Here is a 25,128-nt window from a genome sequence, read left to right on the forward strand (position 1 = left end):
TAAAAACTATTCAGCCCCAGGCAAATGCCCCAACGGCAACGCCCCCGGCGTCTTCACCGTATTAATCGCAAAGTTACTCCGGATATCGCTGATCCCGGGCAACTTCAACAACTGCCCCGTGACAAAACGGTCATAAGCCCGCAGGTCCGGCACCACGACTTGCAATAGGAAATCCGATTCGCCCGATACCAGGAACGCCGAGATCACTTCGGGCAATGCCGTCACTGCCTGGCGAAATGCTTCGGCTCGCTCGTCGTTGTGCCGTTCGACCTTGACGCCGACGAAGATCGTCAGCCCGAGGCCCACTTCGTCGCGGTCCAGGACGGCTTGGTAACCGCGAATTACCCCTGCCTCTTCGAGCATCCGCACGCGGCGCAGGCAGGGTGACGGGGACAGGCCGATTTCTTCAGCCAGTTGCACGTTGCTCAGGCGCCCGTCGCGTTGCAGTGCGACGAGGATTTTGCGGTCGAAGGCGTCCAGCTTCATGACTTGGCATTTTCCGATTGGATGACGAAGATATTTGGCAGGTTATGCCAATTCCAGAAGCTTTAGAAGCTGTCTTCGCAACCACCTGCCCTGCCCGTCAGCCATAAACTTGGCACTTGCGAATCGTTGATCAAAGGGGTTTGGCATGGCAGAGCTCGGGTTGTTTTTGATGGCGTTGACGGTGGCGTATCTGTTGCCCGGGCCGGACATGATCCTGCTGCTGCAAACCGGTGCCCGTCAGGGCAGGGGCGCGGCGCTCGCGACGGCGGTAGGGTTGGGGGTTGCTCGCGGGTGTCATGTGGCATTGGCGGCGCTAGGGCTTTCGGCCTTGTTCAAGACCGCGCCATGGACCTTCGATGTCGTGCGCCTGGCAGGTGCTGCCTACCTGTTATGGATTGGCTTTCAATGCCTACGGACCACGTTGCTGCCGAACTTTGAAGGCGCCAATGTCGAGGTTGGAAAACGGCATTATTACGAGGCCATTCGACGCGGGCTGCTGACGAACCTGCTCAATCCCAAGGCCTTGCTGTTTTGCTCGGTGTTGCTACCGCAATTCATCGATCCACAGGCCGGGCCGGTGCTGGGGCAGTTCGCGATCCTGGGCGTGGTGCTGGTCGGCGTCGGCCTGCTGTTCGACTGCGCCTACGCGTTGGTCGGCGTGGCACTCGGCCGCTGGCTTCAGCGCTCGCCTTCGGCCCAGCGCGTGCAGCAGTGGTTGTTTGGGAGTCTTTTGATTGGGTTTGCGGTGCGGCTGACGTTTGTGCAGCAGTCATAACGATTGCAGTTTCGCGAAGCGGCTCTTGGTATTCTGAGCGGTAATCCAGGGCCGCTTCGCACCCCAGCGGGAGCAAGCTCCCTCGCCACGAATACATTTTTCTCTCTGGATCATAGGCTGCGTGGCCAATTAACCATTGTCTACCTCGCAACGGGTAAAAGCGCACTAGCATGGGGTGCTAGGGGGCGAGCAAATCGTTCATCACCTTCCCAACAACCCCAATTGCAACGTCAACCCAATCAGACTAGACTCCTCCCAAAATGGGAGCAAATAGGTGCGGATTATCGCGAGAGGTACCTTGCGGGAATTTTGGGAAAGCAATCCGGCTTATGCCGATTCCCAGACGCCATTGGTTGAATGGTATCGACACATGGAGAAAGCGACCTATCGAACGCCTCAAGAGATTAAGGCTGAACTCAGAACAGCCAGTATTCTTAAAAGCGCGAGGGTTGTATTCAACATCGGCGGTAACAAATACCGAGTAATTTTGGCAATCGATTATCAGCGCCAACTTGGTTTTGTACGATTCGTCGGCACCCACGCCCAGTACGACCAAATCAACGCGGAGACCGTATGATGAACATCAAACCCATTCGCAACCAGGACGATCTGGATGCAGCCTTTGCTCGCATCGAACAGCTTTGGGGTGCGGAAGTTGATTCGGCTGAAGGTGATGAGCTGGAAATTCTTGCCTTGTTAATAGAAAAGTACGAGGACGAGCACTACCCAATGCCACCCTCCGATCCAATTGAGGCAATTAAATTCCGGATGGATCAGCAAGGCTTGACCGCGCGCGACTTGGAACCATTCCTTGGTTCGAGCGGGCGTGTGTCTGAAGTACTGAACCGCAAACGCAAACTGAGTCTGGCGATGATAAAACGCCTGCATAATGGATTGCGAATCCCTTACGAGAGTCTGCTGGCGGACGTTGCGTAATACATAGCGACTCCGCACCAATCTGCAGCAGCATCTCAAAATAGAAAAACCGGTCCAACGTGGCCGGTTTTTTTCGCACTTTTTTCAGCTACAGCTCAAATTCCAGGGCTGCTTCTCAGCCCAACGGGAGCAAGCTCCCTCGCCACACACAAGCATTTTCGCCCGGTTTCACATCCCGAAATAAACCCGCCCTCCCCTCCGCCGCCCTTGCGCGCCGCCGCTTCTAGACTTTGTTGCAGCGACTGCGTGCGCCTACCGAGATCTCCTTCGGTGGTTATAGTGTTGATCATTCATTTTCAGTAGGTATAGTACCTACCACGCACACCACACGGAGGTGTTGTGAATAGCCGATTTTTGATAAGCCAGATCATTGCAGACGGTTGGTATCTGGTTCGGGTTCGAGGCAGTCACCATCACTTCAAGCACCCGACCAAACCGGGGTTGGTCACGGTTCCTCATCCGAAGAAGGACCTGCTCAAGAAAACGGCCATCAGTATTTTGCAACAGGCGCTGCTTCAGCCGGCCCGTTGCGCGACGTTCCCGGAGGACGATGAATATGCTTTATCCGATTGCGATTTCCATGGGCGATGACAAGCACGCCTGGGGTGTTGAAGTGCCTGATATTCCGGGGTGTTTTTCCGCAGGCGATGACCTGGACGAGGCCATGGCGATGGCGCGGGAAGCCATCGAGGGGCACTTTGAAATTCTGGCTGAAGACGGCTCGCCGATTCCACCGGCCAACACCGTCACCTTGCACGCCGCCAATCCGCAATACGCCGGTTGCACCTGGGCACTGGTGGACATCGATGTGACCAAATACCTGGGTAAGGCGCAGAAACTCAACATCACGCTGCCCGGCTACCTGCTCAATCGTATCGATGAATATGTGTTGCACCATCCTGAAGAAAAGAGCCGCTCCGGCTTCCTGGCGTCGGCAGCGCTGAAGGTGTTGCAGCAAGGCCGGTGAACAACCATTGACGACACACAAATCTGTGGGAGCGAGCTTGCTCGCGATGGCGTCGGGTCAGCATATCCTGGGTGCCTGACACACAGCCATCGCGAGCAAGCTCGCTCCCACAGTTTTTTACATAGCCATGCCAGGGCTATTTATTCTCTGACTTGGACTCCTGCATCTGCACCGAAGACTTGGTGCCGTCGGTATTGTCCTTGGTCTCGTTATCCGAGTTGTCGAAGCAGCCGTGCAGGGCGAACAAGCAGCAGGCGAGGCAAAAAGTGCGGGCGAAATTCATGATGGACTCCGATGCTGGGGCTTTAAGGAGTGACCTGCGAGCGTGGCAATGGTTGCGACTGTCTTCGTGCCGGACGATGAACGTTGACGGATGTTTGCGATTGAAATGTAAGTAGAATTTTCGCCGACTCGTTGCTGTCACACCAGACAGGTGCATCCCATAAGGAAACACGGCAATGACGTTCGCAAAAATCGCGCAAAAACTATCCCTTTGGGCGGGGAGCCCCAAAACCTTTCTAGGCGCCATCGTGTTGTTGTCGATCTGGGCCGCCAGCGGACCTTTCTTCGGCTTCAACGACACCTGGCAACTCATCATCAACACCTCTACCACCATCATCACCTTCCTGATGGTGTTCCTGATCCAGAACACCCAGAACCGCGATACGGACATCCTGCATTTGAAAGTGGATGAATTGCTGCGGGCGTCCAAGGACGCACAGAACGCAATGCTCGGCCTCGAGTCGCTGGACCTCAAGCAACTTGAAGCGCTGCGCAAGCGCTATCAAGACATGGGCAAGGACGAAGCCAAGGGCCTTGATGGCGTGGAACAAAAGAACAAGATCGACCTGAACCAGTGCTGATGCCTATGCGCGAGTGGCGTCAACCACTCGCGCATCTGTCAGGCATCAAGGCAACGGGTTACCGCCCGTCACGCCAAATACTTCCCCGGTGATGTAGCTCGACTCCTGCGATGCCAGCAGGACATAGAGCGGCGCGCACTCGGCCGGTTGGCCCGGGCGCTTCATGGGTACCTGGGAGCCAAAGGTGGGAATCTTTTCCCGAGGTTGACCGCCGCTCGGTTGCAGCACGGTCCAGATCGGCCCCGGTGCCACGGCATTGACCCGGATGCCCTTGCCGATGACCTGCCCAGCCAGCGCCTTGGTAAACGCTACGATGGCCGCTTTGGTGGTGGCGTAATCCAGCAAGGTCGCGGACGGGTCGTAGGATTGGATCGAGGCGGTATTGATAATGGTCGCCCCTGCCGGCATCAGCGGCACCGCTGCCTTGCAGATCCAGAACATCGCATAGATGTTGGTCTTCATGGTGTCGTCAAACTGCGCGGTGGTGATGTCGGCAATGTCTTTTTGCGCTTCCTGCTTACCGGCAACGTTTACCAGGATATCCAGCCCGTCGAGCTGTTGTTGCGCCATCTTGACCATTTGCACACAGAACGCTTCGTCCTTGAGGTCGCCAGGAATCGCAATCGCCTTGCGGCCCTCGGCTTCGATCAACTCGATGACTTGCCGGGCGTCGCGCTCTTCGCTGGGTAGGTAGTTGATCGCCACATCGGCACCTTCCCGGGCGTAGGCGATCGCCGCGGCGCGACCAATCCCCGAGTCACCACCAGTGACCAGCGCCTTGCGCCCCTCCAGGCGGCCGAAACCTTGGTAGCTTTTTTCGCCATGATCGGGTTGCGGCAGCATGTCCTGATCGATGCCAGGCGGCGATTGCGGTTGGTCGGGAAATTCCGGGCGCGGATATTGGGTCAGTGGGTTCTGCATCGCGTATTGGTTGGGTTCTCGGCGTGTGGACATCGAGGTTCTCCTTTTCGGCGGGCAAAATCTGCCGGGACGCTGACGCCCCGGTCCTGAATGTAAAACCAGATGCGGCAGGTCAACGGCTGGCCTGCAGCGCCCTGGCCATTTCGAGATGGGTCTGCAACTTGGGCAGGGTTTCGTCGGCGAAAGCCTTTATTTCCGGCACTTCGGTGGTCTGGGCTTCCTGCTGGATCTGCGCGATGGCCTCCTCGGTGGCCTTGACCTGGCTGGCGGCATACGCGGCTTCGAACGACTCGCCATCCTTGACCTGCGGCATCAAGGCCTTGGCCTTGTCAGCCACTTCCTCCCGGGGGGCGACGGGCAAGTCGAGCTTCTTGGCAATCTTCGCCAGATGTTGATTGGCGGTGGTGCGATCGTTGATCACCATGATGGTGTAGTCCTTGACCTCCCTGGATTCGGCTTTCCCATGGGCCATGCGACTGGTCTCGATGTCGGCCATGCCTTTGGCAGACGCATCGTTGATGAATTCGACAGGCGATTGGGCCCAGGCACTGTTGGCACCCAGGCCCATCAGCACGACGAGACTGGTGGTGCGAAATAAACTGGCCATACGGCTCATGATCGCGCCCTCCTCTGATAAAAGTTCTGGTGGGTTATCCACCTTGAATCAGAACCAACCCTGAATATTCAGCGAGACGTCCGACCCGGCTTTCGGCCAATTTCGGCTTTCGACGGGCTTCTATCGACGGTCGTGATGGTGGTTCTCCCACTTTTGCGACCTGCTTCGGACACCTTCGTTCGATCATGGGCACTGTTTGTCGGATAAATACTGCTTGAACCAGGCATGGTTCAGCCCTCCGTATTCGTGAATGCCGGGCGTGCAGGCCCTGCCCTATATTCGAATGGGATGCGGGCTGAAGGTTTGAGAAAGCTGCGGGCGCCACGACGAACGGTGACGCGTTTTCAGATGCCGAACGCCCGGTGATTGTGGCGTTTGGCGGCATACATCGCCTCGTCGGCGTGGCGGAACAGTGCGATGTCTTCAGTGCCATGGTCGGGAAAGCAGGCCACGCCGATGCTCGGTTCGATGCTCAAGCAATGCCCGTCCAGACGCAGCGGCTGGGCCAGTGCATGATGGATTTTGTCCTGCACGCGATGGGCATCCTCCAAGGCCTGGATGCTGTGCAGCAGGACCACGAATTCATCTCCACCAATACGCGCCACGGTGTCGGTGTCGCGGATACAGCCCTTCAGGCGACTGGCCACCGCTTGCAGCAGCATGTCACCCACGCCGTGGCCATAGGTGTCGTTGACCTGCTTGAAACGATCCAGGTCGATATACAACAAGGCCATGCGCCCGGACGCAGCACGAGCGGCCGCCACTGCGCACTTGAACCGTTCACGGAGCAATTCGCGGTTGGGCACCTGGGTCAACTGATCGTACTGAGCCATGTGCTGCAACCGGGCGTGCAACTGCTTGCGCTCGATGGCAACGGTGATTTGTGCGCAAACGTATTGCAACAGCTCCTTGTCCTGTTCGGTGTAGCGTTCGTTGTCCGGCGCACTCTTGACGATCAGCGCGCCAATCGTGCCGCTCTGAGCGTTCAGCGGTACGCCCAGCCAGCATGGCGCGTCCGGTTGCGCCACCAAGTCGTCGAACCCCGCTGGCAACGCACTGCCACCGGGCGTCAGGAGGATCGGCTGGCCACTGCGAATCACCTCGGCGCACAAACGCCCGGTGACCGTGCCCGGCAATTCGGGTTGCCCTTCCCGGTCATCGACGTGATAGGGGAAATTCAACTGTGAGCATTGTTCGTCATACAGCGCCACCGAGAAATTCAGCGCCGGCAGCCACTCGCCAATAATCAGGTGGATGCGCTTGAACAGCGCCAGCAAGTCAGCCGCGGCATGGGCCGCTTCGGAAATCGCATACAACGCCGCTTGCCGGGACTCGGCCTGCTTGCGTTCAGTGATGTCCCGGGCCACGGCAATGCGCAGTTGGTCCACCGGCGACCAGCGCGCCGACCACAGGATGTGCACCACCCGTCCGTCCTTGCGCAGGTAGCGGTTCTCGAAATTGAGCTTGGGCTCGCCCCCCATGATTTCCCGCGCCGCCTCGAGGGTCCGCTGGCGGTCGGCGGGGTGCACCAGATCGATCATCGGCTGGCCGATCAGCTCCTGCGGGGTGTAGCCGAAAATACGCTCGCAGGCGGCACTGACAAACACGAAACGCCCTTGGCCGTCGACGGCACACACGGCGTCCAGCAGAAGGTCGATATAGCTGGCCAGCGGCGCGGAACTTGAAGTGTCCATGGGGCTGGAGGTCATCCGGGTAATGCAGCGGTGAGCGAAGCGGGGGATGGTCAGTGCGTGACCGACGTACCCAATACCGGTGAGGATAGCGCAGGCAATCAACCGTAGTGGACGAAACGCCCAGTAGATCAGCCACGCGACTCGACACAGCCCCATCACAGCTCTGTAAAAAACACCATGCCGGCATACGGTGCCTGCCGACAAGCCTTCAACCGCGACGCGAGGTCGCCCACATGGACCTCCAACTTGTGCCCGTCCGGGTCGAGAAAGTAGAACGAATCCCCCTCGCTGCGGTTGTCTCGCCAAGACGACACCTGGGCCGCGTTCAGCCGCGCCACCAGCAGCGGGAGATGGCCGGCGCTGATGCTGAACGCGTAATGGGTGTAGTCCGCCGCCGGCTTGGGCCCGCGTAACGGGTCGAGAGACAGGCACAACCACAACCCCGGCAGCGACAAATATGCCCCGCTGTTCCATTTGGCCTCAAGACGCAGCTGCAAGAGCTCGCCATAAAAAGCCACACTGCGATCCAGATCGGTGACCGCAAGGGTCAGATGATTGAGGCCTGAGAGCATCGGCAAGCTACCTTCAGAAAAGAGTGATAACCCAGCGGGCTTTGGGCAAATCCACGGTGCTCCGAAGCTCCGACACTATTGATGGATTCCCCGTCCAAGGTCCTAGGCAAAGTCCTACGCAGAAATCTCCAGTGACACTCAAGCACGCCGGAAACAGCCGATTCAAAGCCCTGCACAACAATCTGTAAAGTCCGGAAACACGCCGCAATCGAAACACCCCACGGACAGCACCACTCATCAAGGAATGTAAACGCACCATGAACCAGACGGCTCAATCACCTCATTACTTCACCAACTACCGCAAACTCATTTCCCTCGCAGACCAGGATTGGCAAAGCACCGAAGCCGGGAAAATCTCAGGGCTGAATGTCGAGGTCAATACACCCAACGTGCTGGTCGACCAATACGGCCGGGCTTTTCATCACTTCTGCACGACATCCTACCTGGGCCTGGACTATCACCCTGCGTTGCTGGACGGTGCCATGACCGCCCTGTGGGAGGCCGGGACCCTGCGGGTCGCCAATTCAAGGAATCGCTGCAAGCTGGCGATCCTGGACCAGTACGAAACCCAGTTGTCGGAGCTGTTTGGCGCCTGTTGTCTCAGCGCCCTGTCTTGCAGCGCGGCGAGCGCCGGGATCCTGCCGCTGCTGGCCAGCGGTGCATTCACGCAAAATCGTGCGCCCGTCATGGTGTTCGACAAACAGGCCCATTATTCGATGAACCACAGCAAGGCCGCCTGCGCCGACGAAACCCAGGTCATCACCTGCCCGCACAACGACATGGATTTCATCGAGGACGTGTGCAAGCGCCAGCGCGAGGTGGCGTATGTAGCCGACGGCGCCTACAGCATGGGCGGGATGGCGGACCTGGACAGCCTGATGTACCTCAAGCAGCGCTATGGCTTGTTTCTTTACCTGGACGATTCCCACGCCCTGTCTGCGGTCGGGGAATCCGGCGCAGGCCTGGTCCGTTCGCGTATCCCGGCGGTGGACGAGCGCACCCTGGTCGTCGCCTCGCTGGCCAAGTCATTCGGCGCCAGTGGCGGGCTGGTCATGTTTGGCAGTGAACGGCACAAGGCGCTGGTGCAGCGTTACGGTGGACCGAGCAATTGGTCCCAGAGCCTGAACGCAGCGGCCATCGGTGCCGGCATGGCTTCGATCCGCCTGCACCGCAGTCTGGAATTCAGCGCCTTGCAGGCGCGTTTGCAGGCTAATATCCGCCTCTTCGACAGCCTCGTGCGGACCGGACAGCGCGGCACTCCCATGGCGATCCGTATGGTGCCTTGCGGTGAAGCATCCCTCGCCAACAGCCTGGCGGTCGAATTGGCCGAACTGGGGTATTTCACCTCAGCGGTGTTTTTTCCCGTGGTGCCGCAAGGCAAGGCCGCCATTCGCATTACCCTGCGCGCCGACATGGAGCCTGACGTGATTCGCTCCTTTTGCGAAAAAATCACCGAACTGCTGCTGACCCACGGGCGTGACCTCCGCCCCTGAGACAGGACGCTTGATGAAGAACCGTACAACCCTGATCGTCACTTGCACCACCGTCTTCCTGGCACAACTGGGCATGAGCATCTATTTGCCGGCCCTGCCGGATATCGCCCGGGACATCGGTGCCGATGCATCCCGGGTGTCCTGGGGCCTGTCGGTGTACCTGATCGGCATGGCGCTGCCCATGTTGTTGTGGGGCAGCCTGAGCCAGCGCCTGGGGCGCAAGCCGGTCTTGCTGGCGGCTTTGGGGTTGTACGGCCTGGGCAACCTGGCCTTGCCGCTGGGCACGACAGTCGAGGCGTTCCTGACGCTTCGGTTGATCCAGGGCATCGGCGCCAGCGGTATCTCGGTGATGGCGCGGGTCCTGATTCGTGACAGCTTCAGCGGTGACCTGCTGGCCAAGGCCCTGTCCTGGATATCGATCGCCTTTGTGATTGCCCTCGGTATTGGCCAGTACCTGGGCTCGCTGATCCAGGCGGCGTTTGGCTGGGAGGCGATTTTCCAGGGTTTGGGCGCCGTCAGCCTGGCCATGGCAGCGGCGGTGTCCTGGGCCCGTTTCCCGGCGCTGATACAGGCCAGCAACGGGCAATCGGCGTGGGGCATCTACGGGCAGATATTCCGGCAACGGGCGTTCCTGCTGCCGGCCTTGGCCGGTGGGCTGGGTTACGGCGTGATCGTCGCGTTCAATACCGCCGCGCCGCTGATCCTGCAGGAGAGCTTCCACTGGTCGGCCATTGAATATGGCTTGCTGGGCTGGCCGATCAGTGCCGCGTACCTGCTCGGGGCACTGGCGGTGAACGCCTTTGTGCTGCGCACCGGTCAACGGCGAATGATGGGCTGGGGCATCGCGCTGGTGCTCGGCGGCAGCATGACCATGCTGGCGGGCAGCCTCACCCTGAGCGGCATCGCGTTGCTCTTCTGGCTGCCGTACTGCTTCGCGGTGTTCGGCCAGTCGTTGATCTACCCCATCAGCCTGTCCCTGGCCAATGAAGGCTCACCGGTGGCCGGCGCTTATGCCATGGCATTGAGCGGGTTCCTGCATCAACTGATGGCGTCGGTGATCGGCGCCATGGCCAGCCTGCTGTTGAGCCAGCAAGCCTGGCCGCTGGCGGCGTTGTGCGCACTGCTGGGGGCGGCGGCGATGCTCTGTGTGAAGTTCGTGCCACCCCGGGTCGCTTAGAACGCGCTGCGGAAAATCTCCTCGATCTGCCGCTGGTCCGCCGCCCGTGGGTTGGTCAGGCCACACGCGTCTTTCAAGGCGTTGGCGGCCAGCACCGGAACGTCGTTGAGGCGCACGCCCAAATCACGCAAGCCGGCCGGAATGTCCACGTCCTGGGCCAGGCTGCGGATCGCCGCAATAGCGTTCCGGGCCCCCTCTTCCGGGCTGAAACCCCGTGTATCGGCGCCCATGGCATGGGCCACATCGGTCAGGCGAGCGGCGCACACCGAGGCGTTGAAACTCTGTACATGGGGCAACAGCACGGCATTGCACACGCCGTGAGGCAAGTCGTAAAAACCACCCAGTTGATGCGCCATCGCGTGCACGAAACCCAACGACGCATTGTTGAACGCCATCCCCGCGAGAAATTGCGCATAGGCCATGTTTTCCCGCGCCGCCAGATCGGTGCCGTCGCGCACGGCCAGGCGCAGGTTGTTGCTGATCAGGGTAATGGCCTTCAGGGCGCAGGCATCGGTTATCGGCGTGGCGGCGGTGGAGACATAAGCCTCGATCGCATGGGTCAGCGCATCCATGCCAGTGGCGGCCGTCAGGCCCTTGGGCATCGCCACCATCAACGCTGGGTCATTCACCGACATCAGCGGGGTCACGTTGCGATCGACAATCGCCATTTTCACATGGCGGGTCTCGTCGGTGATGATGCAGAAACGGGTCATCTCGCTGGCGGTGCCCGCCGTGGTGTTGATGGCGATCAGCGGCAGTTGCGGCTTGCTCGAACGGTCCACCCCTTCATAGTCACGGATCTGTCCACCGTTGGTGGCGCACAGGGCGATGCCCTTGGCGCAGTCGTGGGGTGAACCGCCGCCCAGGGACACGACGAAATCGCACTGGCTTTCCTTGAGCAAGCCCAGCCCGAGCTCGACATTGGCAATGCTCGGGTTGGGCTTGGCACCGTCGAAAATCACCGAGTCGACGTCCTGCAGCGCCAACAACTCGGCCACCTTGGTGGCGACGCCGGCCTTGGCCAGCCCTGCGTCGGTGACGATCAGCGCCTTGCGAAAGCCGTAGTTGCGAATGGCGGTCATGGCCTCGTCGAGGCAACCCAGACCCATGATGTTCACGGCGGGGATGAAAAAAGTGCTGCTCATGGCACACGCTCCTGGAAGAGGCCGAATCGGCAGGGGCGTACAGGATTGACCGAGTAGTCACGACGTATCTTGATCTGGCTCAAGACTGGGTCGTGATAAAGTCGCGGCCTGCCTTTGCCACGTTTTGAGATGATCCTTGCGATGACCGATTTCCAGGAATACGACACCCGGCTCGAAGACTGGGAGGCCTTGCGCGCCGACACAGCCTTCAGCGGCCTGCTGCTGGGCAATGGCGCCAGCCGTGCGGTGTGGGACGACTTCGGCTATGACTCGCTGTTCGAAAACGCCCGCACCGTCGAGGAAAAACCCTTGAGCCCGTCGGAACTGAGCGTGTTCGACGCGATGCAGACGCGCAGCTTCGAACAGGTGCTCGGGGCGCTGAAAACCACCAGTCGGGTCAACAAGGCCCTGGCCGTCAGCTCCGCCGCCCCGCGTAACCGCTACTACGCAATCAAGGAGGCGCTGATCAACACCGTGCATGCGGTGCATATCCCGTGGCGGTTGGTGCAGCCATCGACCCTGGCGACGATCAATCAGGAACTGGGCCGCTACCGCACGGTGTTCACCACCAATTACGACTTGCTCAATTACTGGGCGATCCAGCATGGGGCCGAGACCCTCAGCGATCTGTTCTGTGGCGATGACCACAGTTTCGACCTGAGCCAGGCGGGCGCGGACAAACCACGCCTGCTGTATCTCCACGGCGGCCTGCACCTGGTGCGCAACCAGGACGGCACGGCGCGCAAACTCACGTCCACCGAAGGCACCTTGCTGGGCAGTTTCGCCATCAACAACACGATCAAGACCCTCGACGACGTGCCGCTGTTCGTCAATGAAGGTCCCAGCACCGACAAGCTCAAGACCATCCGCAGCAGCGATTACCTGTCGTTCTGCTACGACCAGTTGCTGCAGCATGGCGATAATCTGTGCCTGTTCGGCCATGCCCTCGGCGAGCAGGACCGGCACATTGTCCATGCCCTGCGCCTGGCCGCCCCGAAAACCGTGGCGGTTTCGATCTATCCGCGAAGCCAGGCGTTCATCCAGCATCAGAAGCGGCATTACGCCAAGGTGTTCGAGGGGCTGGACGTGCAATTGCGCTTCTTCGATGCCAAGAGCCATCCGTTGGGCGATCCGAAATTGTCGGTGCCGGTGGAGGTTTAAAGGCAGGGCAAACCCGAGTGGCGAGGGGGTTCACTGGTGTGAGCAAAGCTTGCTCGCGATGAACGATAACTCGGCTAGTCTGCACAATCGCAGCGCCCGCATCGCGGGCAAGCCTTGCTCCCACAGATCCCCTCACCATGGATTCTCTTATTACCGTCCTGTCAGAGCGCAGCCACGGTCTTGTCCTTGATGACTGTCGTCGATCCATTGGCCTTGACGCTGGCGATGCCTTTGTCCCGGGCTGCATCCGATGAATACGCCTCACTGCTGCCAATCACTTCGTGGTTGCCGGCCTTGAGGTTGAAGTACGGATGGCCGTCCTTGGTGGTCTTGAGCTCATAGCGTTCGGCCAATGGACTGTTTTTCTGCACCGAAGCGATGCCGCCGTCGGCGCCGCTGCGGGTGGTGTACAACTCGCTGGTCAGGATTGTCTCGGCGTTGGCCGCCTTGAGCACAAACCGAAACTGGCCACTGCTGCTTTTGCTGACTTCGTACCATCCGGACATGATTGTTCTCCAGGCAATGAGGGCATGCCCCGAGAGTAAAGACCCGCTGCGCTTGTCCCGCCAGTCCATTACTACAAAGTGATGGCCGTGCCCAGCAAGGTCAGGAATCCCGCCAGCCAGTTCGGGTGCGCAGGCCAGGCCGGTGCGGTCGCCAGGTTGCCCTGGATATGGCCTTGGGTCACGGGAATGTCCATATAGGTCCCGCCCGCCAGCCGTACTTCCGGGGCGCACGCCGGGTAGGCGCTGCATTCACGCCCTTCGAGGATGCCCGCCGCCGCCAGCAATTGCGCACCGTGGCACACCGCGGCAATCGGCTTGCCCGCCAGATCGAAATCACGCACCAGTTGCAGGACGGCTTCGTTCAGGCGCAGGTATTCCGGCGCCCGCCCACCCGGCACCAGCAGCGCGTCGTAGTCGGCGGCCTGGACGTTGGCGAAGTCATGGTTGAGGGCGAACAAGTGCCCCGGTTTTTCACTGTAGGTCTGATCGCCTTCGAAATCGTGGATCGCCGTGCGCACCGTTTGGCCCGCGGTTTTGTCCGGGCACACGGCGTGCACGGTGTGGCCGATCATCTGCAAGGCCTGGAACGGCACCATGACTTCATAATCTTCGACGTAATCGCCGACCAGCATCAGGATTTTCTTGGCGGCCATGGGAAGGGCTCCTTTGGGAATGCGTGAGGGGTTGACGCATTAAAGGTAGCCCGGTACGTCGGTAGGTGAGGGATAAGCGCTGATAACCTGACGGACTGCATATCGTGGGAGCGGGCTTGCTCGCGAAAGCGGTGTGTCAGTCAGCTATTCAGTCGGCTGGCACACCGCTTTCGCGAGCAAGCCCGCTCCCACAGGGGGTTGGTGCTAGCAGGGCGAGGTCAGGCGAGATAGCCATCCGCCCGCAGCAGCGTTTCGAGACAGTGCTCGGTGATGTGGTAGAAGGCCTTGAGTTCTTCGATTTTTGCCAGCAGCTCGGTGGGGTCCGCCGGTTCGGCGCGTTTGACGGCCAGGATCATCTTGTTTTTGTTGGTGTGGTCCAGGGAGATGAACTCGAACACCTTGGTCTCGTAGCCACACGCTTCGAGGAACAGCGCCCGCAAGCTGTCAGTGACCATTTCCGCCTGCTGGCCCAGGTGCAGGCCGTATTGCAGCATCGGCTTGAGCAACGCCGGGCTCTGGATCTGCAGGCGGATCTGCTTGTGGCAGCACGGCGAGCACATGATGATCGAGGCGCCCGAGCGAATGCCCATGTGGATCGCGTAGTCGGTGGCGATGTCGCAGGCGTGCAAGGCGATCATCACATCCACCGCGCTCGGCGCCACGCTGCGCACGTCACCGTGCTGGAAGCTCAGGCCCGGGTGCTCCAGGCGCGCGGCGGCTTCGTTGCACAGCTTGACCATGTCTTCGCGCAGCTCGACCCCCGTCACCACGCCCTCGGCCTGCAAGGTGTTGCGCAGGTAATCATGGATGGCGAAGGTCAGGTAGCCCTTGCCCGAACCGAAATCCGAGACCCGCACCGGTTTGTCCAAGGCCAGGGGCGAAGACGTCAGCGCATGACTAAAGACCTCGATGAACTTGTTGATCTGCTTCCACTTGCGCGACATCGCCGGAATCAGCTCGTGCTTGTGGTTGGTCACGCCCAGGTCAGCCAAAAATGGCCGGCTCAGGTCGAGGAAGCGATTTTTCTCACGGTTGTGCTCGGCAGACGGCACTTCCCGCAGTTGCTGGGGCTTGCTCTTGAATAGCGAGCTCTTGCCCTTCTTGCTGTACTCCAGCTGCGCCTCGTCGGTGACCGCCAGCAAATGCGCGTTCTTGAACGACGCCGGCAACAGCGCGGCAATGGTGTCCACGCCTTCGGCCAGTGGGAAATTCTTGGTGATGTCGCGGGTCTTGTAGCGGTAGACAAAGGACAGGCATGGCTGGTCCTTGACCGTCAGCTGCTTGATGATCAGCCGCTGGAGGTCCGCTTCGTCCCCCACGTACTTGGCCAGTACCAGTTTGATGAAAGCGTTTTGTTCAAGGCTGGTGCGCAGCAGCTCGATGAATTGGGCGTGGTGATCCGGCGCGGGACGGGCTGGAGTTGCGGTGGCGGACATGAACAAGCGGCCTCGGGGCGGGCGGATCGGGAATGGCGGGTATTTTAGGGGGGATGGGCAGCGAGGGCACGGGGAATTTCCCCAGTGGTAGAAAATCCAGGCCCTTTTTACGAAGGCCCCGGCTTTTGCGGCTCACTGAGCTTTTTGTGGCTCACTGGGGCTTTTTTGTGGCGAGGGAGCTTTTGTGGCGAGGGAGCTTGCTCCCGTTGGACCGCGAAGCGGTCCCCATCGGCTCCAAGGTCGGGCAACGAGCTCGCAAATCGACGACTGCTTCGCAGCCGAGCGGGAGCAAGCTCCCTCGCCACAAAAGCGGCTCTGGCCATGGTGATCGACAATCAGCTTAAAACCACCAACCGATTTGGCAGTTCATTGCGCTCCTGGGTCAGCGGCACGTGTTCCTTGAGCAATTCTCCGCAGGCTTCGATGCACGTCACGAAACCCTGCAAGGTCTGCCCCTGGCGAACCTGCTGGGTAAACGCTGCGACAATGGCGTCCCAGCAGGTGTTGTCCAGGTGCTTGGAGATGCCTTCATCGACGAGGATTTCCACATACCGCTCGGCCTCGCAGACGAAGATCAGCACACCCGTGCTGCCCACGGTGTGGTGCAGGTTCTGTTCGAGGAATTGCCGGCGCGCCAGGTTGGAGGCCCGCCAGTGGCGCACGGAACGGGGAATCAGGTGCGTGGTGATCTTGGGGATGCGGAACACCAGGCACAACACGATGAAACTGACCCACTGCACCAGTAGCAGGCTGTGCACGGCCAGCCACCCGCTGAGGTAATGGACCACGCCGGGCACCACGAGGGCCAGCAAGCTGGCCCACAGCAGCGGGATATAGGCGTAGTCGTCGGCGCGGGCGGCCAGCACCGTGACCAGTTCGGCGTCGGTATGCCGCTCGACCCGGGCGATGGCCTCGGCAACCTTGCGTTGTTCGTGTTCAGTCAGTAATGCCATGGTTAAAAGTGCCTGCTCATTATTATTATCACCAGCCGCCCGACGAACCGCCGCCCCCAAAACTGCCACCACCGCCGCTGAAGCCGCCCCCACCGCCTCCGCCGCCAAAGCCTCCGCCACCGTAACCGCCCGAGCCGCTGGAGCCACCGCGTCCGGCCGGCAGGATACCGAGCGTCTGGCAGACCAGTACCGTCAAAATAAACAGTATCACCAGGAAGATGAACAGCCCCGGGTGACGCTCGACAAAATCGCCCTGCTGCCCATCCGTATTGTAAGCGGTCGCGGGCTCGTCCAGCGGGCTGCCGCCCAGCACCACCAGCATCGCCGCGACGCCATCGCTGATGCCTTTGTTGAAGTTACCGGTCTTGAAGGCCGGCGTGATCACCTGATGGATGATCACCGAACTCTGGGCGTCGGTCAGGCGATCCTCCAGGCCATAACCCACTTCGATGCGCAGTTTACGGTCATCCCGGGCGACGATCAGCAGCGCGCCGTTGTTTTTATCCTTTTGCCCGATGCCCCAGTGGCGCCCCAGTCGATAGCCGAAGTCCTCGATGCTGCTGCCCTGCAGGTCTGCCAGGGTCACGACGACCACCTGTTCGCCGGTCGCCTGTTCATGGGCCTTGAGCTGCGAGTCCAATTGCGTGCGCACCGAGGGTTCGAGCATCTGGGCGGCGTCCACCACCCGCCCGGTCAGTTCCGGAAACTTCAATTCGGCCTGGGCCGTGATGGCAAACGCCCAGAGCAACAGCACCAGGCCAAATTTCAACGCTCGCATTGCAACTCCTGTGTGGGAGCGAGCTGCTGTGGGAGCAAAGCTTGCTCGCGATGAAGGCACCTCGGTCTTTTTAATGACCGCGTTATCGTTCATCGCGAGCAAGCTTTGCTCCCACAGGCTCGCTCCCACAGTTTTTTCAGAACTTCACTTCAGGGGCTTTTTCAGCGTTGGGGCTGGTGGCCTCGAAGGTTTCGCGGATCGGCAGGTCGCTGTACATCACGCTGTGCCACAGGCGCCCCGGGAACGTGCGGATCTCGGTGTTGTACTTCTGCACCGCCAGGATGAAGTCGCGGCGGGCCACGGCGATGCGGTTCTCGGTGCCTTCGAGCTGCGATTGCAACGCCAGGAAATTCTGGTTGGCCTTGAGGTCCGGATAACGCTCGACCACCACCATCAGCCGGCTCAATGCGCCGCTCAGTTGGTCCTGGGCCTGCTGGAACTGCTTGAGTCTTTCCGGGTTGTCCAAGGTGCTGGCGTCCACCTGGATCGACGTGGCCTTGGCCCGCGCCTCGATCACTGCGGTCAGGGTGTCCTGCTCGTGCTGGGCGTAGCCCTTGACGGTTTCCACCAGGTTGGGAATCAGGTCGGCGCGGCGCTGGTACTGGTTCTGCACCTGGCCCCAGGCAGCCTTGGCCTGTTCGTCCAGGGTCGGGATGTTGTTGATGCCGCAACCGGCCAACAACGTGGTGAGCAGCATCAGCGCCAGCATCGGCAGGCTGCGAAGGTGATTCAGTCGAGGATTCATCGGATATGGCGCTCCCTGGCATGACATAGGAAAACCCGGCCACCTATCCCGCCGACGTCTGGGGCATAATCTGCCGTCGCGCTGGATTGAAACGGGCCGATGGGCTAAAAGATGCGCAGTGCGAAACTAAGTTCAGCCCAATGGGTTCGAAAGTCTGCTGCATTTAACTGAACAACAATAGCCGCTCCTCACATTTTGGCTGACCGGCGTGTCTTGATCACCGCCCTTTAGGCTTGCGAGAAAATTATTCATGAAGAAGCTGTGTTTGCTGGGCCTGTTTGTCAGTCTGGCCAGTCACTCCGTATTAGCCGACAACCTGCCCGCCCCCATGGAGAACAAGGATGCGTTCATCAGTAACCTGATGAAGCAGATGACCCTCGAAGAGAAGATCGGCCAATTGCGCCTGATCAGCATCGGCCCGGAAATGCCCCGGGAGATGATTCGCAAGGAAATTGCCGCCGGCAATATCGGCGGTACGTTCAACTCCATCACCCGCGATGAGAACCGTCCGATGCAGGACGCGGCCATGCGCAGCCGGCTGAAGATCCCGATGTTCTTCGCCTATGACGTGATCCACGGCCACCGCACGATTTTCCCGATCCCCCTGGCCCTGGCTTCGAGCTGGGACATGGACGCCATCTACCACTCCGGCCGCATCGCAGCCAAGGAGGCGGCGGCCGACAGCATCGACATCACCTTCGCGCCCATGGTCGATATTTCCCGCGACCCGCGCTGGGGCCGGACTTCAGAAGGCTTCGGCGAAGACACTTATCTTGTGTCGCGCATTGCCGGGGTGATGGTCAAGGCGTTCCAGGGCACCGGGGCCAACGCTGCCGACAGCATCATGGCCAGCGTCAAGCACTTCGCCCTGTATGGCGCCGTGGAAGGCGGTCGGGACTACAACACCGTGGACATGAGTCCGCTGAAAATGTACCAGGACTACCTGCCGCCCTACCGCGCCGCCATCGACGCCGGTGCCGGCGGTGTGATGGTCGCGCTGAACTCCATCAACGGCGTGCCGGCCACGGCCAACACTTGGCTGATGAACGACCTGTTGCGCAAGGAATGGGGCTTCAAGGGCCTCGCGGTCAGTGACCACGGCGCCATCTTCGAACTGATCAAGCACGGCGTCGCCAAGGACGGTCGCGAAGCGGCGAAGCTGGCGATCAAGGCCGGCATCGACATGAGCATGAACGACTCGCTCTACGGCAAGGAGTTGCCAGGGCTGCTGAAAGCTGGCGAGATCGAGCAGAGCGACATCGATAATGCAGTGCGCGAAGTGCTCGCGGCCAAGTACGACATGGGCCTGTTCAAGGACCCGTACCTGCGCATCGGCAAGGCCGAGGATGACCCCGCCGACGTCTACGCCGACAGCCGCATGCACCGCGCCGATGCCCGGGATGTGGCGCGCCGCAGCCTGGTCCTGCTGGAAAACCGCAACCAGACCCTGCCCCTGAAGAAAACCGCGAAGATCGCCCTGGTCGGTCCCTTGGCCAAGGCCCCCATCGACATGATGGGCAGTTGGGCTGCCGCCGGCCGCCCGGCGCTGTCGGTCACCCTGTTCGACGGCATGACCCGCGCTCTGGGCGGTGAGTCGAAGCTGATCTACGCCCGTGGCGCCAACATCACCGGCGACAAGAAGGTCCTGGACTACCTGAACTTCCTCAATTTCGACGCCCCGGAAGTGGTGGATGACCCGCGCCCGGCCCAAGTGCTGATCGACGAAGCGGTGAAGGCCGCGAAGTCCGCCGACGTGGTGGTGGCCGCCGTGGGTGAGTCCCGGGGCATGTCCCATGAATCGTCGAGCCGTACCGAGCTGAACATCCCCGCCAGCCAACGCGAGCTGATCAAGGCCCTGAAGGCCACCGGCAAGCCCCTGGTGCTGGTGCTGATGAACGGCCGTCCGCTGTCGTTGCTGGAAGAAAAGCAGCAGGCCGATGCGATCCTGGAAACCTGGTTCAGCGGCACCGAAGGCGGCAACGCCATCGCGGACGTGCTGTTCGGTGACTACAACCCGTCTGGCAAGCTGCCGATCACCTTCCCACGCTCGGTAGGGCAGATTCCGACCTACTACAACCACCTGAGCATTGGCCGGCCGTTCACGCCGGGCAAGCCGGGCAACTACACCTCGCAGTATTTCGACGACACCACCGGCCCGCTCTACCCGTTCGGCTACGGCCTGAGCTACACCGAATTCAGCCTGTCGGACATGGCGCTGTCGTCGACCACGCTGAACAAGACCGGCAAGCTCGATGCCAGCGTGACGCTGGAAAACACCGGCAAGCGTGACGGCGAGACCGTGGTGCAGCTGTACATCCAGGACGTGACCGGCTCGATCATCCGCCCGGTGAAGGAGCTGAAGAACTTCCGCAAGGTGATGCTCAAGGCCGGCGAGAAGAAAGTCATCCATTTCACCATCACCGAAGACGACCTGAAGTTCTTCAACGCCCAACTCAAGTACGCCGCGGAGCCGGGCAAGTTCAACGTGCAGATCGGCCTGGACTCCCAGGATGTGAAACAGCAGAGTTTTGAGTTGCTCTGACCCAACAACACTGCAATAACCTTGTGGGAGCGGGCTTGCTCGCGAAGGCGGTGTATCAGTCAGCAATTGAGTCGGCTGACACACCGCCTTCGCGAGCAAGCCCGCTCCCACATGGGGTTCCATGTGTTTTCAAGGATTGCGCCTAACCCCGCCGATCCAGCAGATTCACCACCAACCGATCCACCCACCCCCACAGCCGCTGCTTGAACCGCTTCCACAGCGGTCGGCGCTGCCAGGCGTCGAGGCTGACTTGCAGGCTCTGGGCGAAATCCCGCTCGAAACTGGCCGCCACGGCACTGCTGAGCTTGGAGTCCAAGGCTTCGAGGTTGGCTTCCAGGTTGAAACGCAGGTTCCAGTGATCGAAATTGCAGGAACCAATGCTGACCCAGTCATCCACCAGCACCATCTTCAAGTGCAGGAAACACGGCTGGTACTCGTAAATCTGCACGCCGGCCCTGAGCAGTCGCGGGTAGTAACGGTGCCCGGCGTAGCGCACGGACGGGTGATCGGTGCGTGGGCCGGTCAGTAGCAGGCGCACATCGATGCCGCGGGCGGCGGCCTTGCGCAAGGAGCGGCGCACATTCCAGGTCGGCAGGAAGTACGGCGTTGCCATCCAGATGCGTTTCTGGCCGCTGTTCAATGCCCGGGACAGCGATTGCAGGATGTCGCGATGCTGACGGGCGTCGGCATACGCCACCCGGCCCATGCCCTCGCCCACCGGCGGCACGCGAGGCAGGCGCGGCAAGCCGAAGTTGGAGGCCGGTTTCCAGGCACGCCGATGGCGGTTGGCGAGCCACTGGCGGTCGAACAGCAGTTGCCAGTCGAGCACCAGCGGGCCGACGATTTCCACCATCACTTCGTGCCACTCACTGCGGTCGTCGAGGGGGTTCCAGAATTCATCGGTCACCCCGGTGCCACCGACCACGGCCAGGCGTTGGTCCACCAACAACAGCTTGCGATGATCCCGATACAGATTGCGCACCCAGCGCCGCCAGCTCAGGCGATTGTAGAAACGCAACTCCACCCCGGCCTCGGTCAGACGCTTGCGCAGGGCCAGGGTAAACGCCAGGCTGCCGTAGTCATCGAACAGGCAGCGCACGCGAACGCCACGCTCGGCGGCCTGGACCAGTGCCTGGACCATTGCTTCGGCGCAGGCCCCCGCCTCCACCAGGTACAGTTCCAGCTCGACCTGTTCCCGGGCACGGGCGATTTCCACCAGCATGCGCGGAAAGAATTCCGGGCCGTCGACCAACAGCTCGAAGCGATTGCCTTCACGCCAGGGAAAGACCGGGCCGCTCATGTCAGCGCGCCGTGAAAATCAGCACCGCATTCACCGGCACCGACAAACTGATGGCCGATAACCCGGCCAGGTTGCGCAGCTTTTCCAGGCCCGGCGCCAAATCGAAATCCGCCGCGTTGAGCACCACCGGTTCGAGGGTCACCACTTGGAAGCGACGCTCATCCAGGCGCGTCGCGAGCAACTCAACGGGATATTCATGCTGCTTGCCGTGCAGGTTCACCGTCAGCGGCAGGCGCAGTTCCAGCTGTGCGCCGTTGGCCAGGTCCTGGATCGGCATCAGGTCGATCTTGGCGGTGACCGTGGCCTCGGCGAATTGCTTGATGTCGAACAGCTCGGCGCGCATGCGCTCATCCCGCAGGGGGATACCGCTGTTGATGGATTCGAGCTCCACTTCCAGGCGCGCCAAGCCGTCGGGCTGGACTTGGCCGTGCAGCACCAGGAAACGCTGGACCTCGGAAATGTTGCCGTTTTTGCTGCTGATAAACGACAGCCGCGACGACTCGCCGTCCAGGTACCAGTCGGCCTGGGCCGGCAGCGCTGCGCAGGCCAGCAGCACGCTGGCGACCACGCGTGGGAAGAACCGCTTGAACATATGCACTCGGAGGGTAGATAAACCTGTGGCGAACCTTAACCGGGCCGAGGGCGCTTGCAAACTGTCTGTTTCAACAACTGCCCAGGAATGCAGAGAACCTGAGGTGAAGGGTTTCATCTGTGGGAGCAAGGCTCCCTGGGTGAAGAGGGTTTCTGTGGGAGCAAGGCTTGCCCTCAACAGTCAGCTCAGGGTTCCAACCGACACCCCTGCCGCTCCCCCATCCACCGCGCGCTGTTGCTACGCCCCAACCCGCTGACGGTGATGCGTTTCGCGTCTGCGGTCTCGAGAAAGTCGCTGGTGGGCACCGACTGCTTCACATAGCCACGGCAGTAGTCCGCCGATTGCTCCATCACATAGCGACACGAGCAGTATTCCTTGGCGGTGTAGGCGCTAATGATGTCGGGAAAGGCCCGCAACGCCACCCGCTCCAGCCACATCCAACTGAACAGGGCGATGAGCACCGCCGACAGCAGAGTCAGCAACACGTTGCGCCTCATGGCTGCACCGTCCCGGCGAACGCCGCCATGGCCCGCTTGAGCAGTTCGTTATGGCGATAGCGGCCGTCGCGGTCGTCGCCGTAGCGCACGATCACCAGTTTGGCGCTGGGAATGACGTACAGCGCCTGGCCCCAATGGCCCAGGGCGGCGAAGGTGTCCGGCGGCGCGTCGGGCCAGGGGTGGATCGTCGGATCGGCGGCGCGATTGAGCCACCAGTGCCCGCCCGGCACGGCTTCATCCTGGCCGGCCTGGAAGTGCACGAACGGTTCACGGCTGAACGCGACCCAAGCCTTGGGAATCAGCTGCCGTTCGCCCCAGCGGCCGTCCCGTTGCATCAACAAGCCGACACGCGCCAAATCCCGCGCCGTGAGGTAGGCGTAGGACGACCCCACGAACGTGCCGCTGGCGTCGGTTTCCCAGGTGGCATAGCGGATGCCCAAGGGTTCGAACAGAGCGGTCCAGGGGTAATCGGGATAACGTGCCGGGCCGACGATATTTTTCAGGGCCGCCGCCAACAGGTTGCTGTCACCACTGGAATAACGGAACGCCTGCCCAGGCTGACTGAAGCTTTCATGCTGCGCGGTAAACGCCGCCATGTCATGACGCCCGCGGGTGTAGAGCATCGCCACCACCGATGACTTCAGCGGCGCGTATTCGTAGCCTTCCTGCCAGTCGAGGCCGGACGCCCAATGGAAAAGATCGGCCAGGGTCAGGCCCGGGTGTCGGTTCAGCGGCGGATAGTACTTGGCGGCCGGATCGTCCAGGGCAAAGCGCTGTTCGCCATAGGCCACGCCGAATACCGTCGCCAGCAGGCTTTTGCTGATCGACCAGGTCAGGTGCGGGGTCTGGGCGGTGGTTGGTCCGGCGTAGCGTTCATAGACCAGCCGACCGTCCTGGATCACCAGCAGCGCATCGGTGCGGATGCCCTCGCGGCTCTCATCGTCCCGGGGTGGGAAGGCGTATTGCGCCAAGGCTTCGATGGCCGGCCCGCTCGGCGTCGGGCCGCTTGGCCATTGCTCGCCGGGCCAGTCTTCGGCGTGGGCGCTCAGGTTGAGCAATAACAGCGGAATCAGGAACCAGCCTTTGGACATACTTGGGGCTCGCAGGGTTGAACCTTCGGAGCCTATTCAGACTTGATGACAGTTTGGGGACTTGTGTCGACAGTGCTGACGCCATCGCGGGCAAGCCTTGCTCCCACAGGTCTAGCGAAAGCCTTGCTCCCAAAGGTCTAGCGAAAGCCTTGCTCCCAAAGGTCTTCAGCAGACTGTCATTTGGCATTGCACCTGTGGGAGCAAGGCTTGCCCGCGATGAGGCCCTTCAACCCGATGAAGATTCCAACGCCTTGGCCAACCGCTTGGCCCGAGCCCCTCCCGCAATGTCCATCACGCCTTTATCCCGCGTCCACAGCTCGCGCCACGTCGCAGGCCCGCCGGCCAGGGCAGCGTCGAGTTCACCGTCGAGCCCGTGGAACTGGGCGAACAACCCGCCCAGCAGCACATGCCCGGCAGCACTCGAAGGGTTATGCCGGCTCACTTCCGCACAGCCGGCGAGCAATGTCAGCAGGCGCAGTTGCAACGCCTGGGGCCAGGCGCACTCCTGCCCGACGCCATGCAACCAGGCCGTCATCGCGCTGAGCACATAAAGGTCTTCCAGGGTGCGGAACGGTTTGACGTAGGCGTCCCAGCCATCGCCCGCCAGCAATTCGCACAACGCGCCGTCGAGCAGCACGCGGCCATGGCTGATGTCGGGCATCAGGCCCATGGCGGGCAGTTTCTCCAAGGTCACGCCGGGCTCGCCTGCGTAGGCCACCGCCAGGTTCAGCCGTGGCGTTTCACCGGGCGCTTCGCAGCGGGCAGCAATCAACAGCCATTCGGCGGCGTCGCCAGCGGTGACGAAATCCTTGCGTCCGCTCAGGCGCAAATCGTCGAGACGGGTGTGCATGTCCGCCGGCCGCACGCTGCGCTGCTCAGTGGCACACAGGGCGCCGAGGCTCTGCGGCGCGCTGGGCCAAAGCACTCGCAGTGCCGCCTGGTAGCCCACCAGGAACGCCAGCCCCGGCGTGGCCATCGACCGAGCCCCAAGCACGGCCAGCTCGAACGGCGTCACCGGCCCCAGGCGTTGCAGCAACGCGGCATAACCTTCGGCCAGGTCCGGATGGGCGGGCAAGCGCTCGCCATGTTCGATCAGGGTGTGCCAGGGCATTGGGCGGACTCCTTGAGGGCTGTCATATAAGCATCACCAAAGCTTCATGGCGATGACACCGGGGCTACATAGCCTGACTTTGCACAACATGGCTGCATAAAGAAAGTCGACAGGCTGC

Annotated in this window: 27 protein-coding genes and 1 pseudogene; 10 read left to right on the top strand and 18 right to left on the bottom strand. The window is 61.1% G+C overall.

The window, feature by feature from the left end:
* Nucleotides 1-6: 6 nt before the first annotated feature.
* A complete protein-coding gene (locus J3P88_RS23270) occupies nt 7-486 on the bottom strand; it encodes an Lrp/AsnC family transcriptional regulator (RefSeq protein ID WP_186704523.1) in 480 nt (159 codons plus the stop codon).
* Between the two features lie 145 nt (nt 487-631).
* On the opposite strand from J3P88_RS23270, the gene J3P88_RS23275 reads away from it, so the two are divergent.
* The 5 genes and pseudogenes from J3P88_RS23275 (at nt 632) to J3P88_RS23295 (ending at nt 3,164) form a co-directional block, all read left to right on the top strand.
* A complete protein-coding gene (locus J3P88_RS23275; RefSeq protein WP_434571852.1) occupies nt 632-1,261 on the top strand; it encodes a LysE family translocator in 630 nt (209 codons plus the stop codon).
* 274 nt (nt 1,262-1,535) lie between these two features.
* Entirely contained in the window at nt 1,536-1,838 is a 303-nt protein-coding gene (locus J3P88_RS23280) for a type II toxin-antitoxin system HigB family toxin (RefSeq protein ID WP_024616086.1), read from the top strand.
* Nucleotides 1,838-2,197, top strand: a complete 360-nt coding sequence (locus J3P88_RS23285; protein WP_186730558.1) for a helix-turn-helix domain-containing protein — start codon at nt 1,838-1,840, stop codon at nt 2,195-2,197. The genes J3P88_RS23280 and J3P88_RS23285 overlap by 1 nt, the downstream gene beginning before the upstream one ends.
* A 339-nt stretch (nt 2,198-2,536) precedes the next feature.
* A pseudogene (locus J3P88_RS23290) lies at nt 2,537-2,713 on the top strand (type II toxin-antitoxin system HicA family toxin); the annotation flags it as partial.
* A 40-nt stretch (nt 2,714-2,753) separates the two neighbouring features.
* Nucleotides 2,754-3,164 carry a type II toxin-antitoxin system HicB family antitoxin gene (locus J3P88_RS23295; RefSeq protein ID WP_053119286.1) on the top strand — a complete coding sequence of 137 codons (411 nt, stop codon included), beginning with the start codon at nt 2,754-2,756 and terminating at the stop codon, nt 3,162-3,164.
* Nucleotides 3,165-3,300: 136 nt separating this feature from the next.
* On the opposite strand, the gene J3P88_RS23300 is transcribed toward J3P88_RS23295, so the two are convergent.
* Nucleotides 3,301-3,447, bottom strand: coding sequence for a hypothetical protein (locus J3P88_RS23300; RefSeq protein ID WP_186704520.1), 147 nt, complete (start codon nt 3,445-3,447; stop codon nt 3,301-3,303).
* A gap of 175 nt (nt 3,448-3,622) precedes the next feature.
* Between J3P88_RS23300 and J3P88_RS23305 the strand changes: the two genes are divergently transcribed.
* Nucleotides 3,623-4,027, top strand: a complete 405-nt coding sequence (locus J3P88_RS23305) for a low affinity iron permease family protein (RefSeq protein WP_186704519.1) — start codon at nt 3,623-3,625, stop codon at nt 4,025-4,027.
* 45 nt (nt 4,028-4,072) lie between these two features.
* On the opposite strand, the gene J3P88_RS23310 is transcribed toward J3P88_RS23305, so the two are convergent.
* The 4 genes from J3P88_RS23310 to fos form a co-directional block, all read right to left on the bottom strand.
* The gene (locus J3P88_RS23310) at nt 4,073-4,981 is read right to left on the bottom strand and encodes an SDR family oxidoreductase (RefSeq protein WP_207965300.1); all 909 of its coding nucleotides are present in this window, start codon (nt 4,979-4,981) and stop codon (nt 4,073-4,075) included.
* A 79-nt stretch (nt 4,982-5,060) separates the two neighbouring features.
* Nucleotides 5,061-5,564: a DUF4142 domain-containing protein gene (locus J3P88_RS23315; RefSeq protein WP_186704517.1), complete on the bottom strand. Its 504-nt coding sequence runs from the start codon at nt 5,562-5,564 to the stop codon at nt 5,061-5,063.
* Nucleotides 5,565-5,908: 344 nt separating this feature from the next.
* Complete coding sequence (locus J3P88_RS23320) at nt 5,909-7,258, bottom strand: diguanylate cyclase domain-containing protein (RefSeq protein WP_434576600.1); 1,350 nt, start codon at nt 7,256-7,258, stop codon at nt 5,909-5,911.
* A gap of 155 nt (nt 7,259-7,413) precedes the next feature.
* A complete protein-coding gene (fos, locus tag J3P88_RS23325; RefSeq protein WP_434571856.1) occupies nt 7,414-7,830 on the bottom strand; it encodes a fosfomycin resistance glutathione transferase in 417 nt (138 codons plus the stop codon).
* Nucleotides 7,831-8,087: 257 nt separating this feature from the next.
* On the opposite strand from fos, the gene J3P88_RS23330 reads away from it, so the two are divergent.
* Both J3P88_RS23330 and J3P88_RS23335 read left to right on the top strand, forming a co-directional pair.
* The gene (locus J3P88_RS23330; protein ID WP_434571858.1) at nt 8,088-9,323 is read left to right on the top strand and encodes an aminotransferase class I/II-fold pyridoxal phosphate-dependent enzyme; all 1,236 of its coding nucleotides are present in this window, start codon (nt 8,088-8,090) and stop codon (nt 9,321-9,323) included.
* A 13-nt stretch (nt 9,324-9,336) separates the two neighbouring features.
* Entirely contained in the window at nt 9,337-10,500 is a 1,164-nt protein-coding gene (locus J3P88_RS23335; protein WP_434571860.1) for an MFS transporter, read from the top strand.
* On the opposite strand, the gene yiaY is transcribed toward J3P88_RS23335, so the two are convergent.
* Nucleotides 10,497-11,645 carry an L-threonine dehydrogenase gene (gene yiaY, locus J3P88_RS23340; RefSeq protein ID WP_186704513.1) on the bottom strand — a complete coding sequence of 383 codons (1,149 nt, stop codon included), beginning with the start codon at nt 11,643-11,645 and terminating at the stop codon, nt 10,497-10,499. The two genes, J3P88_RS23335 and yiaY, sit on opposite strands and share 4 nt — an antisense overlap.
* 141 nt (nt 11,646-11,786) lie before the next feature.
* Here yiaY and J3P88_RS23345 point away from each other — a divergent pair, with 141 nt between their 5' ends.
* On the top strand, nt 11,787-12,806 hold the full coding sequence (locus J3P88_RS23345) for a DUF4917 family protein (protein WP_434571862.1): 1,020 nt from the start codon (nt 11,787-11,789) through the stop codon (nt 12,804-12,806).
* A 161-nt stretch (nt 12,807-12,967) separates the two neighbouring features.
* On the opposite strand, the gene J3P88_RS23350 is transcribed toward J3P88_RS23345, so the two are convergent.
* From J3P88_RS23350 to J3P88_RS23375, 6 genes are all read right to left on the bottom strand, one after another.
* Nucleotides 12,968-13,312 (bottom strand): YegP family protein, encoded by a 345-nt coding sequence (locus J3P88_RS23350; protein WP_434571864.1) that lies wholly within the window; start codon nt 13,310-13,312, stop codon nt 12,968-12,970.
* A 71-nt stretch (nt 13,313-13,383) separates the two neighbouring features.
* Nucleotides 13,384-13,965: a DJ-1/PfpI family protein gene (locus J3P88_RS23355; RefSeq protein WP_434571866.1), complete on the bottom strand. Its 582-nt coding sequence runs from the start codon at nt 13,963-13,965 to the stop codon at nt 13,384-13,386.
* Nucleotides 13,966-14,183: 218 nt separating this feature from the next.
* Nucleotides 14,184-15,401: a class I SAM-dependent methyltransferase gene (locus J3P88_RS23360; RefSeq protein ID WP_411386722.1), complete on the bottom strand. Its 1,218-nt coding sequence runs from the start codon at nt 15,399-15,401 to the stop codon at nt 14,184-14,186.
* A 335-nt stretch (nt 15,402-15,736) separates the two neighbouring features.
* Nucleotides 15,737-16,354, bottom strand: coding sequence for a TPM domain-containing protein (locus tag J3P88_RS23365; RefSeq protein WP_186704508.1), 618 nt, complete (start codon nt 16,352-16,354; stop codon nt 15,737-15,739).
* 28 nt (nt 16,355-16,382) lie between these two features.
* Entirely contained in the window at nt 16,383-17,132 is a 750-nt protein-coding gene (locus tag J3P88_RS23370; RefSeq protein ID WP_434571868.1) for a TPM domain-containing protein, read from the bottom strand.
* A gap of 136 nt (nt 17,133-17,268) precedes the next feature.
* Complete coding sequence (locus J3P88_RS23375; RefSeq protein ID WP_434571870.1) at nt 17,269-17,877, bottom strand: LemA family protein; 609 nt, start codon at nt 17,875-17,877, stop codon at nt 17,269-17,271.
* 250 nt (nt 17,878-18,127) lie between these two features.
* Here J3P88_RS23375 and bglX point away from each other — a divergent pair, with 250 nt between their 5' ends.
* On the top strand, nt 18,128-20,419 hold the full coding sequence (bglX, locus tag J3P88_RS23380; RefSeq protein ID WP_186730536.1) for a beta-glucosidase BglX: 2,292 nt from the start codon (nt 18,128-18,130) through the stop codon (nt 20,417-20,419).
* A gap of 142 nt (nt 20,420-20,561) precedes the next feature.
* Here the strand turns inward: bglX and J3P88_RS23385 are convergent, their stop codons facing one another.
* The 5 genes from J3P88_RS23385 to J3P88_RS23405 form a co-directional block, all read right to left on the bottom strand.
* Nucleotides 20,562-21,719, bottom strand: a complete 1,158-nt coding sequence (locus J3P88_RS23385) for a phospholipase D-like domain-containing protein (protein WP_186704504.1) — start codon at nt 21,717-21,719, stop codon at nt 20,562-20,564.
* A gap of 1 nt (nt 21,720) precedes the next feature.
* Nucleotides 21,721-22,311 carry a YceI family protein gene (locus tag J3P88_RS23390; protein ID WP_186704503.1) on the bottom strand — a complete coding sequence of 197 codons (591 nt, stop codon included), beginning with the start codon at nt 22,309-22,311 and terminating at the stop codon, nt 21,721-21,723.
* Nucleotides 22,312-22,496: 185 nt separating this feature from the next.
* Nucleotides 22,497-22,808, bottom strand: coding sequence for an amidase (locus J3P88_RS23395; RefSeq protein WP_186730534.1), 312 nt, complete (start codon nt 22,806-22,808; stop codon nt 22,497-22,499).
* Nucleotides 22,805-23,899 carry a serine hydrolase domain-containing protein gene (locus tag J3P88_RS23400; protein ID WP_434571874.1) on the bottom strand — a complete coding sequence of 365 codons (1,095 nt, stop codon included), beginning with the start codon at nt 23,897-23,899 and terminating at the stop codon, nt 22,805-22,807. Before J3P88_RS23400 ends, J3P88_RS23395 begins: the two co-directional genes overlap by 4 nt.
* A gap of 226 nt (nt 23,900-24,125) precedes the next feature.
* A complete protein-coding gene (locus tag J3P88_RS23405) occupies nt 24,126-25,010 on the bottom strand; it encodes an acyl-CoA dehydrogenase (RefSeq protein ID WP_434571876.1) in 885 nt (294 codons plus the stop codon).
* Nucleotides 25,011-25,128: the final 118 nt, after the last annotated feature.

The sequence above is a fragment of the Pseudomonas sp. Z3-6 genome (assembly GCF_051131985.1).
In the GTDB taxonomy this organism is placed as follows: Bacteria; Pseudomonadota; Gammaproteobacteria; order Pseudomonadales; family Pseudomonadaceae; genus Aquipseudomonas; species Aquipseudomonas zanjanensis.